Origin of the sequence: Blautia sp. AF17-9LB, assembly GCF_003479185.1 — a bacterium.
Taxonomy (GTDB): Bacteria; Bacillota; Clostridia; order Lachnospirales; family Lachnospiraceae; genus Fusicatenibacter; species Fusicatenibacter saccharivorans.
Genome location: NZ_QUGU01000008.1, coordinates 1 through 15,548 on the forward strand (window position 1 = coordinate 1; position 15,548 = coordinate 15,548).

Annotated in this window: 14 protein-coding genes and 1 pseudogene; 12 read left to right on the forward strand and 3 right to left on the reverse strand. The window is 37.8% G+C overall.

What is annotated here, in order from left to right:
* Window positions 1–12 precede the first annotated feature (12 nt).
* The 4 genes from DWX00_RS09840 (at window position 13) to DWX00_RS09855 (ending at window position 3,619) form a co-directional block, all read left to right on the forward strand.
* Window positions 13–903 (forward strand): HAMP domain-containing sensor histidine kinase, encoded by an 891-nt coding sequence (locus DWX00_RS09840; RefSeq protein ID WP_442857808.1) that lies wholly within the window; start codon window positions 13–15, stop codon window positions 901–903.
* A 116-nt stretch (window positions 904–1,019) separates the two neighbouring features.
* A complete protein-coding gene (locus tag DWX00_RS09845) occupies window positions 1,020–2,090 on the forward strand; it encodes an ABC transporter permease subunit (RefSeq protein WP_117813827.1) in 1,071 nt (356 codons plus the stop codon).
* Entirely contained in the window at window positions 2,087–2,743 is a 657-nt protein-coding gene (locus DWX00_RS09850; protein ID WP_243037995.1) for a transporter, read from the forward strand. Before DWX00_RS09845 ends, DWX00_RS09850 begins: the two co-directional genes overlap by 4 nt.
* Before the next feature lie 3 nt (window positions 2,744–2,746).
* Window positions 2,747–3,619 carry an ATP-binding cassette domain-containing protein gene (locus DWX00_RS09855; RefSeq protein ID WP_009265788.1) on the forward strand — a complete coding sequence of 291 codons (873 nt, stop codon included), beginning with the start codon at window positions 2,747–2,749 and terminating at the stop codon, window positions 3,617–3,619.
* 37 nt (window positions 3,620–3,656) lie between these two features.
* On the opposite strand, the pseudogene DWX00_RS09860 reads toward DWX00_RS09855, so the two are convergent.
* Window positions 3,657–5,903: pseudogene (locus DWX00_RS09860) on the reverse strand (tetratricopeptide repeat protein).
* 250 nt (window positions 5,904–6,153) lie between these two features.
* Between DWX00_RS09860 and DWX00_RS20310 the strand changes: the two are divergent.
* Window positions 6,154–6,288, forward strand: a complete 135-nt coding sequence (locus tag DWX00_RS20310) for a hypothetical protein (RefSeq protein ID WP_199669434.1) — start codon at window positions 6,154–6,156, stop codon at window positions 6,286–6,288.
* 47 nt (window positions 6,289–6,335) lie between these two features.
* Here the strand turns inward: DWX00_RS20310 and DWX00_RS09865 are convergent, their stop codons facing one another.
* Window positions 6,336–6,944, reverse strand: a complete 609-nt coding sequence (locus tag DWX00_RS09865) for a GNAT family acetyltransferase (RefSeq protein WP_118595130.1) — start codon at window positions 6,942–6,944, stop codon at window positions 6,336–6,338.
* Window positions 6,937–7,122 carry a hypothetical protein gene (locus DWX00_RS20100; protein WP_014080774.1) on the reverse strand — a complete coding sequence of 62 codons (186 nt, stop codon included), beginning with the start codon at window positions 7,120–7,122 and terminating at the stop codon, window positions 6,937–6,939. Before DWX00_RS20100 ends, DWX00_RS09865 begins: the two co-directional genes overlap by 8 nt.
* Before the next feature lie 355 nt (window positions 7,123–7,477).
* Here DWX00_RS20100 and DWX00_RS09875 point away from each other — a divergent pair, with 355 nt between their 5' ends.
* From DWX00_RS09875 to DWX00_RS09905, 7 genes are all read left to right on the forward strand, one after another.
* On the forward strand, window positions 7,478–10,450 hold the full coding sequence (locus tag DWX00_RS09875) for a TOTE conflict system archaeo-eukaryotic primase domain-containing protein (protein ID WP_110925840.1): 2,973 nt from the start codon (window positions 7,478–7,480) through the stop codon (window positions 10,448–10,450).
* Window positions 10,443–12,194 (forward strand): recombinase family protein, encoded by a 1,752-nt coding sequence (locus DWX00_RS09880; protein WP_279220413.1) that lies wholly within the window; start codon window positions 10,443–10,445, stop codon window positions 12,192–12,194. The genes DWX00_RS09875 and DWX00_RS09880 overlap by 8 nt, the downstream gene beginning before the upstream one ends.
* A gap of 122 nt (window positions 12,195–12,316) precedes the next feature.
* A complete protein-coding gene (locus DWX00_RS09885) occupies window positions 12,317–12,637 on the forward strand; it encodes a SymE family type I addiction module toxin (RefSeq protein ID WP_118595131.1) in 321 nt (106 codons plus the stop codon).
* 14 nt (window positions 12,638–12,651) lie between these two features.
* A complete protein-coding gene (locus tag DWX00_RS09890) occupies window positions 12,652–13,437 on the forward strand; it encodes a ParA family protein (protein ID WP_118595132.1) in 786 nt (261 codons plus the stop codon).
* A complete protein-coding gene (locus DWX00_RS09895; protein WP_243037996.1) occupies window positions 13,427–13,774 on the forward strand; it encodes a ParB N-terminal domain-containing protein in 348 nt (115 codons plus the stop codon). Before DWX00_RS09890 ends, DWX00_RS09895 begins: the two co-directional genes overlap by 11 nt.
* A gap of 316 nt (window positions 13,775–14,090) precedes the next feature.
* Window positions 14,091–14,279 (forward strand): hypothetical protein, encoded by a 189-nt coding sequence (locus DWX00_RS09900; RefSeq protein WP_117509428.1) that lies wholly within the window; start codon window positions 14,091–14,093, stop codon window positions 14,277–14,279.
* A gap of 149 nt (window positions 14,280–14,428) precedes the next feature.
* Window positions 14,429–15,439: a helix-turn-helix domain-containing protein gene (locus DWX00_RS09905; protein WP_117509301.1), complete on the forward strand. Its 1,011-nt coding sequence runs from the start codon at window positions 14,429–14,431 to the stop codon at window positions 15,437–15,439.
* Window positions 15,440–15,548 lie beyond the last annotated feature (109 nt).

The window sequence follows — 15,548 nt, forward strand, 5'->3', positions numbered from 1 at the left end:
TAAGTTTGTGGGATAAGTTTGTGCAAAATTCGATATTTGCTCATTTATAGTTATAAAAATAAGTTAAAGACACCTCTACAGGAACTAAAAGATGCCTCACAAATGATTGCAGATAATGAACTGGATTTTCATGTGTCCTATGAAAATAAAGATGAGATGGGAACTTTGTGTAAAGAATTTGAAATGATGCGAAGTGATTTATCAGATAACAACAGAAAGATGTGGCGAATGATTGATGACGAGAAGGCTTTGCGGAATGCAATTGCACATGATATACGTTCTCCACTTTCCATATTGCGTGGGTATCAGGAAATGCTCTTAGAGTTTGTTTCTGCTGAGAGTATAAAAACAGAGGATGTTATTGATATCTTACAAACAGGCATGTATCAGATTGACCGTATAGAGCATTTCACGGAAAACATGAGAAAAATGTCCCATTTAGAACAGAGGGAACTGCAATGCTCAGAGATAGAATTATCGGAACTGGCAAAAAAGATTGAGGCAGAAGCTGCCATGCTGTCCAAGAAGGAAAGTAAATTATGTAAGGTAGAAAGAGTGCAGGAACAAAACATTGTGAAAGTGGATGAGGAACTTGTCATGGAAGTGACAGACAACTTACTGGAAAATGCGGTTCGATATGCACAAAAAAGTATTGCTTTGCAGATAAAGAAAAAGGATGGTTTTCTTATAATTTCTGTTGAAGATGATGGAATAGGATTTGTGGATACTGAGGAAAAAGTAACAGAACCATTTTATCATAAGAATCCACAAGATGATTTAAAGCATTTTGGCCTTGGTATGTATATTTCTCGTATTTTCTGTGAAAAGCATGGAGGAAATTTGAAAATATATAATGCCAGACAAGGCGGTGCTCATGTAGAAGCTCTTTTCAAAGCTGAATAAAAATACTTTATAAGGCTGAAATCACAAATAAAGTGGTTTTAGTCTTTTTTGTTGTGAATTTATTGAGAATTGATTTGTATGATGTTGTTAAAGAAATAAAGAAAGGAAGAGATACAATGAAAACAATCATAAAAAGAAGTATACTTGATTATTTAAAGAACCCTGTTTTGTGGATTGGCTTGATTATTATAGTTGCCAGTATGTATCAATGTCTGTCATCGTATTTGCAAATTCATTATATCAAACAGAATGAACAGGTCACACAAAATGATGTAGAATTGGAAGATGCCGATGTCATGGATGGGTACATTCCCACATCTGATGATAAAGAAAGAAGAAGGGAGTGGGAAGATACGATCAAAGAGACGTTAATGGACACCTCCCAAAATGGTTTTGGATTTAGCAGGCAGGAAGCGGATCATGTAATGAAAGAAATTCAGAATATGGATGTAAAGACTGCTTCTGAGTTTTTGGAATCCCAATATGGCTATTATAATGCAATATATGCTTATGAGGACCTTGAAATTCATAAGGGGACAGCAGAAGAAATCAATCATTATATCGAGCGGAAATTATCCGAACATTCTTTTTCCTGGTACTTTGCCAAAAAGTTCACGGATTTTGCAGGATTGCATATGGCCTTTTTTGCAACAGTCTTGCTATCATTTTTATTTATTCAGGATACACGAAAAAGTACCTATGAATTATTACATACAAAGCCTGTTACGGCAATCCAATATATATGTGGGAAAGTAATAAGCGGATTCATTAGTATGCTGGGAGTATTAGTGATTTTGAATGTTATATTCTTTATGCTGTGTTTGAAAACGTCTTTAGAATCGGGATTTCCGGTAACACCAATTGATTTTTGCGTGAATTCTCTGATCTATATTGTGCCGAATCTTTTGATGATATGTTGTGTCTATACAATTACAGCATTAATATTTAAAAATCCGCTTCCGGCAGCACCAGTTTTGTTTTTACACATTATATATTCAAATATGCTGACCGAGAAGAATGATATTTATTATATGAGACCGTTCTCTATTATGGTGCGATTTCCTGGCAGGTTTTTTGAAACACATGCAGCCAAAATGTCAAATATAAATCAGATTATGCTTGTGATCGCATCTGTTATATTAGTATGTATTTCTGTTACAATCTGGAAAAGGAGGAGGGTTCATTGAAAACGGAACTCAAAAACTGCCTGTCGTTATATAAGATTTTTTATTCATGTGCCTTTATACTGATATTGTGTGTTATTCATCCGATTATATACTATGAAGAAATCGGTTCAGCAATTCAGTCTCCAATAGCATTTTTAACAATTATTTTTTGTAGTGACACATATTTGATGGAAGTAAAAAGTAAGCGTGCCGATGTATTTCATTTGTATGATCAAAAAAAGCAGTTAAAAGTAATATCACAGAGAGTGTGCGTTCAAATATTATATTTATTAATACTTTCCTGTGTTGGATATGTTTTGTTTTTCTGGCAAAAACCGGGCAGTGTAAACGAAGGCGTTTCGGGCACTCAGATATTCCTTTTATTTTCCATTGCAATGTTCGGAACCATCTGGCTTTGGAGTATATGCTCTGTGATTTTGTGTACATTGCTTGGAAATATGTGGGCAGGTATAGGATGTTTATTTGGAATTGTCATTGGACTTATATCAAAAGCGGGAAGTTCATTTTTCGGAAATCTGGGATTGTTTTCTTTCAGCTTTTGTGAACCTACTCAATTAATGTCCGAGAGTTGGATTTATGGAACACTTGTGTCTTTTATAGTGGGTCAGCTTTTATTTGCAGTATTACCAATGGCTTTAAAGAAAAGGGGATAGATTATGAGTATTAGAATAAATGATTTAACAGTTAGATTTAAAAATGGTGTAGTTGCAGTAAATAAGGCATCTCTTGAAATACCTAAGGGAATTTACGGACTTTTGGGAGAGAATGGTGCTGGAAAAACCACTTTGATGAGGGTTCTTACAACTGTTTTAAAACAAACGGAAGGAATGGTTTCCCTTGATGGAATTCTGTATAACGAGGGAAATTATGAAAAAATACAGAAAAAGATTGGTTATCTTCCACAGGAAATCGATTTATATCCGAATCTTACGGTGAAAGAATGCCTTGTATATATGGGTGGACTATCAGGAGTATCCACAAATGACCTCAAACAAAGAATTACCTATTATTTGGAAAAGACTTCTCTTACAGAGCATCAGAATAAAAAAATGCGGCAATTATCTGGTGGTATGAAGAGACGTGTCGGACTCATACAGGCACTTCTTAATAATCCGGATTTTTTGATTATTGATGAACCTACCACCGGGTTAGATCCGGAAGAAAGAATCAGGATCCGCAATCTTTTGGTTGATTTTTCAAAGGATAGAACTGTGCTGTTTTCCACTCATGTAGTAGAAGATTTAGCAGCAACCTGTACACAGCTTGCCATTATGAAAAAGGGAAGTTTTTTATATTCTGGAAGCGTGAGTGGGTTGCTGGAAAATGCAAAGGGATGTGTTTGGAATTGTACGGTACAAAATGCAGAAGAAGCCCGTTTGTTAGAAGCCAATTATTCTATATCATCTAAGCAGTATGTAGAAAATGGAATTCATATGAAAGTATTAAGCAAAGGAAAGCCAAATGAGAATTGTGTCCTGGATAATGATATCACTTTGGAAGATGCATATATTTATTTGACGAATAGTTGAATATAACGGCGGGCAAGTTGCCCGCCGTAAATTATGCTTATTTTGTTAAAAGACCGGATAGATTTTTTCCAATGAAAAATCCAATCTGTGGATATAACTCCTGAATTTCCTGATATTTTGCTTCAATCATTTCTGGTTCATCAGCCCAGATCTTTTCATATATTTTGAAAGCTTTTTTAAAATGTGTTTTGGCGTGTGAAAGATTGGCGGTCATCAGATAAATGGTTGCAAGGGTTTCCTGTACTTTGGCCTAATCCAGACATTCATCGGAATGGTATTCCTTGATGATGCCGGATAATTTTTGCAATTCGGAGATCCCTCTTTCGGGTTCCTGCTGTTCTGTCAGGAACATTGCATAATTGGCAATCTGAGGTATGCTGTCATTTATATGAAGCAGGTTAAATTGGTCAAGCAGTGAGATACTTTTTTCCATGTGTTCTCTTGCAAGATCGGGATGACCGTTTATGCGGTAAAGTCCACCGAGATTGGCATGAAGGTTGGAAACAAGACGAGCATTGTCAGCAGTAATATTTTCTATCTGGGCAAGTGCATCCTTTTCCAGTTTTATTGCTTTTTCAGGTTTGGTTTCAAGGGCTGCTTGAAAATCCAGTAATAACGCCCGGTCAGAGTTGGTGCCAATGCTTTTTGTCTTTAACAGCACCTTCAGTTCCTGAATGATTCCCTTCATACCTTTGTGATAGTTATAGTTATCCATCTATGGAAATGCATTTTCCAGAAAAAGCAGATACTTTGGCATATCATCTTTTTCAATCAATTCTATGATATTTCCGATTGTTTGAAATAGCTTTTTGTAATAATCTACTTCCATTCCATGCATTAAACATATGTGCTGTAAAGAATCCAGCAATGTGTGGCAACTACTTACAGATGGTTTTGTCTCTGAAAGAGTGATTTCCTGAATCATCGGATGCAGAGAGATAGTGCGACGTGTTGTTGTCTGAACGAAACCAGTCTCAATTAAATCGTTGATTTCATTTAGTGTGGACAGTTCCAGCCATTTGGCAAATATACGGGCAGAAATACCGGTGGAAGGAAGAAAGCACATATTACACATGATATCCTGCTGTTTAAGAGATAAAGTGTATAAAGAAAACAGCGTATGGATATGACTGTAATAGGTGGCTTTGCTGCTTTGTCCATCTTTGATTATTTTAATTTTATCTTCGTTATGGAAAGATGCTTTTTCCACCTGAAGTCTTGTTAATAACTGGTCTGGAGTCGAGATTCCGTTTTCCAGAAGTTTTGCTGCCAGTTCCACGGCAAGAGTATGAGAGTGAACAGTTTCGATGATCTTTTCAACTGTTGTCCGGTACGTGTCTGCCTCTGAATAAAATGCTGATGCCAGCTGGAGGAGAGCGTTCATGTCCTCTATTTCTTTTAATGGCAGAGTACAGTATTCATCCAGTTTGCTTCTGGTTGTAAACAAAATCTGGCAGCGATAGTTTAATACTACTGACAGAAAGCTGTCCTGTGTGGCAGTGACATTAAAATTATCTATGATAAGCAGAGTATCAGATTTCAGAGAACGCAGAAAACGGTTATGTCTTTGAAACCGTTCCTGTTCGCTGATTTCTGGTGGATCATCAATAAAATCCATGTCAGTAATATCCTGATGGAGATTGCCGGTATATTCTACATAAAGGATATTGGTGTAATGCTTTATGTATCGCTTTGCGTAGGCTTTGGCAAGTTCACTTTTTCCGATGCCGGCGATTCCGCAAAGAAAAACATGACGGTTTTCCTCAAGCATGGTATATAATTCTTCCAGTTCTTTATCTCTTCCGATAAAATGACGGCATGGTTTCGGAACCTCACTGTCCATAATATAATCCAGCACAATGGGGGACAGGGCACCTCCGGCAATTAATTTTTGATTTTTAGTATCACGTTTGATAAATTGTCGCTCCATGCCAAAAGAAACCAGCTTTGCAAGAAAAAGCAGACGTGAGCTGGCTGGTTTGTACAGAGAAGCCAGATTTTTCTTTTTGGCATCGGAGATGGTGTCATCTTGTATAAATAATGTGTATATATCCTGCATAGCCATATTGCAGTCAGACATCAATGGAAGCAGATTCTGGTGAATGGTTTCTGCCAGTTTTTTCCGATTACTGGGTTTGGAATAGTAGGCAGATATTTTGGGACTGATCTTTGCTTGACCGGTCAGCCAACGACAAACCAGACCATTATCCATAGAAAAATCCTGATTTGCCGGATCATCCATAAAATCTTCAAATAATTCGTATAAAAAATCAGGCTGACTCATTTGATTATTTTCGCTGATATGATTTTTTAAGCAAGTGCTAATAGAAGAAAAATCGCATCGATTCAATAGAAATTCCCCTTTCGTAGTTAAGATTAAGTATATCTATCATAGCACGAACATATATTCGATTCAAGAAAATGCGGATATTTTTAAATTGATTGTGTCAATTTACAATCAATTTTTATTCAATGTGGTTTTCCGGCAGGTTCTGTAAAATAAGCTCAGATCAAAACAATAACGGGAGGAGCTTATGCAACAGAATATTGAATTTGAGCGGTGCATTGATTTTCTGGTACGGATGATTGATAAGTACGGCGAAGAAGTCCTCCGGGAGTTGGAGGAAGAAAAACAGAATAAGCAAGAAAAAGAAGCGGCAGTTTTCTGAAATACAAAATGTAAATCATACTGTCGCTTTTTTCGTGTATTTTTAAATCAAATAAATTTTAAAAGCTGATGCAGAGTGTGTGGCTCATTATTCTGGGAAGCGGTAATACGAGTATCAAATGGCTTGAAATGATTCTGTGTATAAAAGCTCAGAAGAAATTCATTATCTTCGCATTCAAGAAACTCCATAACGCCGCCTACGGAATATTTGAGACTGGATATGGTTTCCAGTGCAAATCCCAGTAGAATATTTCCAGGGATTCGTTTATTCTTTGGAAGAAAATAGTTCTTTCCCAACTGGGCAATCAGGTAAGCTGCGGTAGTATAGGATTGTGTTTCTTCATCCAAAATACTGATACGGGACAGCTTTTTTGCCATTGTCTTGCTGATATTTGAAGCACGGACAGAGATTGGTTTTACTGTAAGTGAAAAATAACCAACCAGTGAAGCATCTTCAGCATCAAATACCAGATAAGTGATAGATTGATCTTTTTTGGTAAACTCAATCGCATTATGTAATAAAAAGTATTCCACATCGGGATTTTTGGGACAAGAAAAATCGGAGAGTAAGTCGTAAAGACTTTCCTCTCCGATATATGTCGGTTCGTCTTTATACAAATATGCCCGAATATTAACGGTAAAATATTTATCAGACATGTTTTTTCTTCCTTTTTGACATTAAAGCTAAGATTTCCTGTGGGTTCGTTAACTGACGTCCGGGAAGTGTCTGCTTTGGTGTGCGGTCACGGTCGGCTTCGTCAATTGCTGCGACAAAACGCTTTACGCTATTTGGATTGGATACGACAAAATTATGAGTAATACTTGAAGTAGCCATACTAACACCTCCTCTTTTTTGGCTTTTTTGTGTATTTATAGTATATGCAATGTGTGATAAAAACACAATATCGAAAACAAAAATAATTTCTAAATAATTTTCAAGCCGGACATTTATTAGACGCTTCCGGTAAGCGAACAATATTTTCGAGCCAATCATTTATAAGTCGCCAATGGTGGGCGGGCAATATTTTGATAACAGAAATGCTCTGTATCTAACTTAATTATACGATTGGCGAAGAAATGCGTCAATACGGAAAATAAGTATTGAAAATAGTTGGAACAAGTACTAAAATTAAGTTGGGACATTGAATGGAAGTTATGTTACGAGATAATAAGAATTGTAGGTGGAAGGTTTGAACATAGAAGCATATGATGCTGATTCATTGAGAAAAATGGTTAGGTTGCTTGAATATGAGAACAAGATATTAAAAGATAAATTGAAGAAAGCAGGCATTTCATATGAAGAGGTGAATCCTTTTGAAGAAAAAATAGAAAGTGCAGAAGAATATGACCTGGATCAAGGGAGTCGTATTGTAAATCCGCCATATATTACAGAGAAAATGGCAATACGTTTCTTTTCGATGTTTTGGGGAAGAGAAGATGTATATGCCAGACGGGGAAAGAACGGGGGTTATTTTCCACAATGTGCAAATCGTTGGAATGACCGGCTTTGTCCTAAACAACGTAAAGAGAAGGTATTTTGTGATGAATGTGAAAATACCAAATGGATAAGTCTGGATGTAAAAAAAATAATTGCTCATTTGTTAGGCACAAAAGAAGATGGATCAGATGTAATAGGTGTATATCCTTTACTGCCAAATGGAACATGCAGATTTATTGTATTTGATTTTGATAATCATGAAAAAGGAGCAGAGGTTACGGACTTTGCAAATACGGATAATGAGTGGCATAAAGAAGTGGATGCGCTTAGAAAAATGTGTGAGCTTAATGGTATCAGACCTTTAGTTGAGAGATCTCGATCTGGAAAAGGTGCCCATGTATGGATTTTCTTTAAAAAGGCAATATCTGCGGCAACAGCAAGGAATTTTGGATTTCTCCTGTTAGACAAGGGTTCAACTTCCATCAATCTGAAATCTTTTCATTATTATGATAGAATGTATCCTTCGCAGGATGTGGCAAGCAGCATAGGTAATTTGATTGCATTGCCATTACAGGGGCAGGCACTTAAAAATGGAAATAGTGCTTTTGTAGATGAAAATTGGAATGCATATCCTGATCAATGGGATGCTCTTTTCAATAAAACAAAAAAGCTGGGAATAGAAGATGTTGAACAATGCATGGCAAAATGGCAGGGAGAATTAGCAGAAGTCAGAGGAACGCTTACTAATATTGAGAAGAATGTCAGACCGAAACCATGGAAGAAGAAATGTGAGTTTTGTAAGTCAGATGTTGTGGGCAAGCTTCATATGGTATTGGGCAATGGAGTTTATATTGATACTCTGAATCTTATGCCAAGAATACAAAATCAGGTCCGTAGTTTGGCGGCATTTGATAATCCGGAATTTTACAAAAATAAAAGGCTGGGATATTCTAATTATTATAATTTCAGTACTGTATATTTAGGTAAGGATATAGATGGATATATACAGATTCCGAGAGGACTGCGGGAAAATATTATACAGGAATGTGAAAAAGCAGGCATTTCAGTTGATGTTTCAGATCAAAGAGAAACAGGACAACCTATCAGAGTATCTTTTAAAGGTGATTTGCGAATGCAACAGGAATTAGCAGCAGAAAAATTATTATCACATTCAGATGGGGTTTTGAGTGCGGCAACTGCATTTGGAAAGACTGTAGTATGTAGTTACCTTATTGCAGAGCGAAAAGTAAATACGCTCATTTTGCTGCAAAATAAAGATTTGCTTAATCAGTGGGTTGATGAATTGAATCATTTCTTAGAGATAAGAGAAGAACCACCGGAATATGAAACAAAAACAGGAAGAAAGAAAAAAAGAAATAGTGTGATAGGCGTTTTGCACGGAAATAAAAATACATTGACAGGGATTATAGATGTTGCAATGGTTGGTTCAATGTACAGCAGAGGAAAATTTAATGAACGGATTAATTCTTACGGAATGGTAATTATGGATGAATGTCATCACGCAGCTTCTAACACATCTATGGAATTATTGCAGAAAATAAATGCAAAATACGTATATGGTGTTTCTGCTACACCTAAACGTGGTGACAGTCTTGATCGGATCATCTATATGCTGTTAGGACCTTTGAGACATAGATTTACTGCATTGGAGAGGGCTAAGGAACAGGGGATTGGACATTATTTTGTCCCAAGATACACAAGAGTAGTTGATACTGCAGAAAGCAAGGATAATATTAATAAAGCATATAATTTGATTAGTACCAGTAAGGTGCGCAATGAAATGATCATAGATGATGTTATAACTTGTGTTGCAAGAAAACAAACTCCTGTAATTTTGACAAGATTTAAGGAACATGCAAAATTTTTACATGATGCCTTAAAGAAAAAAGCAGATCATGTATTCCTTCTGTATGGGGATAATTCGGATAAGGAAAATGCTGAAATAAGAGTAAAATTAAAGCAGATACCTGAAAATGAATCGCTTATTTTGGTGGCAACTGGTCAGAAAATAGGAGAAGGGTTTGATTTCCCAAGACTGGATGTATTAATGCTTGCAGCACCTGTATCTTTTGAAGGACGCCTGGAACAGTATGTAGGTAGATTAAACAGAGATTATGTCGGAAAAGAAGCCGTTTATGTGTATGATTATATCGATTCGCATGTGCGTTATTTTGATAAAATGTATGCAAAAAGATTGAGAACATATAGGAAAATGGGATTTTCAATCTGGACGCAAGAGTTGCAACCTAAACAAATAATAAATGCAATATTTGATTCTGTAAATTATACCGAAAAATTCGAGCAAGATATTGTAGAGTCAGAAAAAATGGTGGTAATTTCCAGTCCGGATATCAGACAGGATAAAATTGACAGATTTTTATTACTAGTCAAGAAGAGACAGGAAGTAGGGGTAAAGGTCACAGTTATTACAACAGATCCGGAAGATATTACTTACGGAAAGTCAGATGTATGTTATGAATTAATCAGAGCAATGCAATTGGTAGGAATAAATGTGATAACAAGAACAGAAGTAGAAGAATATTTTGCCGTTATTGATGATGAAATAGTATGGCATGGTGGGATGAATCTACTTGGAAAAGCTGATGTCTGGGATAACTTAATGCGTATCAGAAATTCACAAGTTGCAACGGAATTGTTGGAAATTGCTTTGGGATGTTCTGAGGAGAGGAGGAAAAGTGAATAAAAAGATAAAATGTGATATCTATACCAGAGTATCCACAACCATGCAGGTAGATGGCTACAGTCTGGATGCTCAGAAAGAAAAACTCGAGAGATATGCGGAATTTCAGAACATGGAAATCGTAAATGAGTATTCCGATGAAGGTAAGTCTGGAAAAAGCGTAGAGGGCAGACCGGAATTTCAGAGAATGTTGGATAATATTGAGAATGGAACAGATGAGGTGCAGTTTGTACTGGTGTTCAAGCTTTCCAGATTTGGTCGTAATGCGGCAGATGTTTTAAATTCTTTGCAGAGGATGCAGGATTTTGGAGTGAATCTGATCTGTGTAGAAGATGGAATTGACAGCTCAAAAGATAGTGGAAAGCTGATGATTTCTGTTCTGTCTGCGGTGGCAGAGATCGAACGAGAGAATATCCTTGTTCAGACAATGGAAGGACGTAAGCAGAAAGCCAGGGAAGGAAAATGGAATGGTGGATTTGCTCCGTATGGTTATGAATTAGTAAATGGAGAATTGCAGATTGCAGAGGACGAAGCAGAGATTATTCGTCTGATCTATGACAAATTTATTCATACCAATATGGGAATCTCTGCGATTGCTGCATGGCTGAACCAGCATGGATACAAAAAGAAAAAACGACAGAATAATACACTGGACGCATTTGCCGCTTCATTTATAAAGGGCGTTCTGGATAATCCGGTATACTGTGGAAAGCTGGCTTATGGACGAAGGAAAAACGAGAAAGTTTCTGGTACAAGAAATGAATACCGCATTGTAAAGCAGGAAAATTATATGCTGCACGATGGTATCCATGAAGGGATTGTTTCAGAAACAGACTGGGAGCTGGCACATCAAAAACGGGAAAAAACAGGTGTGAAATATGAAAAGACACATAGTTTCGATCATGAGCATATTTTATCCGGAATATTGAGATGCCCATTATGTGGAAGTGGTATGTATGGAAACGTGAACCGAAAGAAAAAGAAAGACGGAACCTTATATAAGGATTATTTCTATTATGCCTGCAAACATCGTCGCCTGGTAGATGGTCATAAATGTGGATATCGTAAACAATGGAGCGAGGAGAAGATTAACAATGCAGTGGAAGAAGTTATTCGGAAGCTGGTGAAGAATCCGAAATTTGAAGAAGCAATTCTGAATAAAATCGGTTCAAGAATAGATACAGAAGAAATAGAAAAAGAGATTGAAAGACTGGAAAAACAGCACAGGCAACTGACCGGAGCAAAAGCAAGACTTGGACAGCAGATGGACAGTCTGGATATCATGGATAAATTTTATGAGAAGAAATATCAGGATATGGAGACAAGGTTATACCGTTTGTATGATGAGATTGAAGGCGTGGAGAACAGTATAGAAGAAGTCAAGAACCGCCTGCTGAATATCCGGCAACAGAAAATATCAGAAGAAAACGTCTATCAATTTCTTTTGTATTTTGATAAACTATATGATAAGTTCACCGACCTGGAGAAGAAAGAATTTCTTAACAGTTTTGTGGAACAGGTGGACATTTACGAGCAGGAGCAGCCAGATGGCAGATTCCTGAAGCACATAAAGTTCCGTTTTCCGGTGTATTTTGGAGACAGGGAGACGCAGGAACTTTGTTGGGACAACGAAAGTACAGTTGAAACTGTGTGCCTCTTGAGCAACCGAAAACCAGATACCACGGTAAAACTCAGCGTGGATATGGATGATTACTATCGTATTAAAGATGGTAAAGAGCCTAAATAAAATCGAATAATACACTGAATTAAAGCAGGATAGAAGCTGTTGATGCGTTAGAAGATAACGTGTCAGCGGCTTTTTCTTTTTATCTGAAAATCTATTAGTCAAATCTGAAAGGAGTCAATTCTATGGCAAAGAAAAATGTAAGGAATATGAAGGTTTGTGGACAGAGCGGTTATAAATATGAGACAGTTCCGGCAATTACATTAAAAGGAAAGTGGCTGGAAGAACTGGGATTTCATCTTGAGGATTATGTGCAGGTGAAATGTGAAAATGGTCAGCTGATTATCACGCCGGATGTGGATAAAGCACAAGAGCAGGAAGCGAAGACCGCATTTATGGATGAGGAGATTAAGAAACTGATAATCAGATACCAGAATGAAAAAGAAGAAATTACTGCAAAATATGTGGCAGAGCAGAGTGCAGGCTGTTATGGAAAGAAAGCATGAGAGGGGGAGAATGTATGGCAAGGATTATAATGTGTGGATCATTTAAAGGGGGAGTTGGCAAAACTGCCAGCTCCTGGAATTTGGCGTATTCACTGGCTGAGATGGGAAAAAGGGTTCTGGCTGTTGATTTTGACAGCCAGGCAAATCTGACAACCTGCTTCGGAATTGAAGATCCTGCGGCTGTGCCGGTGACGATTGGACATCTGATGATGAATCGGCTGGAAGATGAGGAAATGCCGGATCCGTCAGAGTTTATTCAGAGCAGAAATAGCGTGGACTTTATTTCATCATCCATGATGCTTTCAGCAGTGGACAGTAAGCTGCGGATGGAGATGGGTTCAGAGAAGATGCTGACTGGTATTCTGGAGCCGCTGAGAGGGCTGTATGACTATATTATTGTAGACACCTGTCCATCGCTCGGAACATTGACGATTAACGCATTGACGGCGGCTGATGAGGTGATTATTGCCGTCAATCCGCAGCTTTTGGCAATGATGGGATTGCAGGATTTTATCCGGACAGTGAAGAAAGTCAGAAGCAGACTGAATGACCGCCTGCAGATTGCAGGGATCCTGCTGACTATGTGTGATGCCAGAACAAATCTCTGTAAGGTAATCACAGAACAGCTGACGGATACTTTTGATGGACAGATCCGGATTTCTAAGAGTATCATACCAAACACAGTAAAGGTGGGAGAATCAATTTATTACAGTGAGCCGCTTCTGGAGTATGCACCGGAGAATAAGGCTTGTAAAGCATACCGGAATCTGGCAGAGGAGGTGGTTGGGGATGAAAGCTAATGCACCAAAAAGAAAAGTATTTCAGGACGCACTGGATCTTCTTGCTGAGGATCCGGTGAAGAATACGCCAGTGCCTGTGAACGGGATTGTTTCTATTCCGGTTGAGGAAATACATCCGTTTCAGGATCATCCGTTCCGGCTGTATGAGGGAGAACGCCTGGAAGATATGGTACAGAGCATCAGGGATCATGGTGTGCTGAATCCGGTGATTGTGAGGAAAGCTGCAAGGGGCTATGAGATGCTTGCAGGGCATAACAGAACCAATGCGGCAAAGATAGCAGGATTGACAGAGATACCTGCGATTCAGTATTTATCAGGTTTTGCCGAAGCTGATTGAGTTGTGGGGGATGAACATCAGGACGGATGTGGAGGCTAAAAAAAACTTCATGCAACAGACCGTGAAAGGACAACTCCCCTGTTTCTTCTCCGGTGTGTGCAGTTGGGGATTTCCATCCGGGATCTGGATCTGCTGACTATCGGGATGGTGAATGATATGTTTGTGGAAAGCAGGAACGATGAGTATAAGGGATGGAGACAGGTTGCCACGCAGGAGGATTTTGACAGGTTCTGATCTGATGAAATGTGGTGACAGGATGTTTCAGAAAGGGTATAATGGGTTTATCAAAGTCGGGATTTGGAGGAGATTCTTATTTATGAAAAAAGGAATAAATAAATCAATCTTATTTTATATTGCATCAGTTCTGTTTCTCGTAGCCTCAGCTATAGACTTTACGAGTGGAAATGAAAATTCTATGGCTATAGTATGGTTATGTCTTGGTTCTTCGTTTCTTTGCTTGGGTTCGACTCATAAGAAAAAGGAAAACAATACAGATGATAAATAATTTCCTGCTTGTATTGCTGGAAAATCGGGATTCATAGAGTCCTTTTGTGATTTGCAACTGCTGGTTGACAGATTTACAGCCTGAAATGGTGGAATGCAAACAGCAAAACTGTTATATTTAGCTCATAAAATCTGCAAAAGGAGGAAAAAATGATTTTAGCTGATAAGATTACAGAGGAAAGAAAAAAGAATGGATGGTCACAGGAAGAACTAGCCAATCAGTTGGGCGTATCCAGACAGGCAGTATCTAAGTGGGAAAGTGCAGGAGCTGTTCCAGATTTGCAAAGAATTTTACAGATGTCGGAGCTTTTTGGTGTTAGTACAGATTACCTATTAAAAGATGAAATGAAAGCAGAAAATATCACCTATCACGAAAGTACTGAAAGCTATGCAGAACCGTTGAAAAAAGTAACTATGGAGAATGCAAATGAATTTCTTGACATGAAAAGAAATGGATCCAAAGTAGTGGCAAACGCAACAAGTATGTGTATCTTAAGTCCAATATTATTGATTGTTCTTGTGACAATGGCAGAAGATAGCGTATTTCATGTTTCGGAATCTCTGGCAACAGTATTTGGATGTGTTTTTTTGCTTGGAATGGTTGCGGCAGCCGTCTTTTTGTTTATTACATATGGAATGAGTGAATCACATATGGAACATTTTGAAAAAGAATGCTTTGAAACAGAGTATGGTGTATCTGGAATGGTACGAGAAAAAAAAGATTCCTATGAACCAATTTTTATCAGAGGAACGGCTGTTGGGGTAGTGCTTTGTATACTGGCAGTGATTCCGACAATTATTGCCGAATCTATGGAAGCGTCCGACTATTACTGTGGTCTTTCCGTTGGATTACTGCTATTCATACTTGCAATAGGAGTGAATCTGTTGGTTCGTGTTGGGATGGTAAAAAGCAGTTACGATACCCTTCTTCAGGAAGGGGAATATACAAAAGAAGAAAAACTGTTTAAGAAAAAGACTGACACGTTTTCTGGTGTATATTGGTGCTTGACTACAGCGATTTACCTTGCATGGAGCTTCTGGACGATGAGCTGGGATATTACATGGATTGTATGGCCGGTTGCAGGTGTTTTGTTTGCAGCATTGCTTGGTGTGGCGAAAATGGTGTTAAAGAGTGGCAGTGAAACTCAGCACTATATTTAAGATGGAGTTAAGTTTATTTTCCGCATATTATACTCATCCAGAAATTCAAGTTTGGAGAATTGAAAAAAACGGAATTTACCTATTAAGACATATAAACTCTTGACAATAA

Coding starts and splice junctions, on each gene's coding strand:
- DWX00_RS09895 (WP_243037996.1), top strand. CDS start 13,427: ATGAAAGCTAATGCACCAAAAAGAAAAGTATTTCAGGACGCACTGGAT.
- DWX00_RS09885 (WP_118595131.1), top strand. CDS start 12,317: ATGGCAAAGAAAAATGTAAGGAATATGAAGGTTTGTGGACAGAGCGGT.
- DWX00_RS09890 (WP_118595132.1), top strand. CDS start 12,652: ATGGCAAGGATTATAATGTGTGGATCATTTAAAGGGGGAGTTGGCAAA.
- DWX00_RS09865 (WP_118595130.1), bottom strand. CDS start 6,944: ATGTCTGATAAATATTTTACCGTTAATATTCGGGCATATTTGTATAAA.
- DWX00_RS09845 (WP_117813827.1), top strand. CDS start 1,020: ATGAAAACAATCATAAAAAGAAGTATACTTGATTATTTAAAGAACCCT.
- DWX00_RS20100 (WP_014080774.1), bottom strand. CDS start 7,122: ATGGCTACTTCAAGTATTACTCATAATTTTGTCGTATCCAATCCAAAT.
- DWX00_RS09905 (WP_117509301.1), top strand. CDS start 14,429: ATGATTTTAGCTGATAAGATTACAGAGGAAAGAAAAAAGAATGGATGG.
- DWX00_RS20310 (WP_199669434.1), top strand. CDS start 6,154: ATGCAACAGAATATTGAATTTGAGCGGTGCATTGATTTTCTGGTACGG.
- DWX00_RS09855 (WP_009265788.1), top strand. CDS start 2,747: ATGAGTATTAGAATAAATGATTTAACAGTTAGATTTAAAAATGGTGTA.
- DWX00_RS09900 (WP_117509428.1), top strand. CDS start 14,091: ATGAAAAAAGGAATAAATAAATCAATCTTATTTTATATTGCATCAGTT.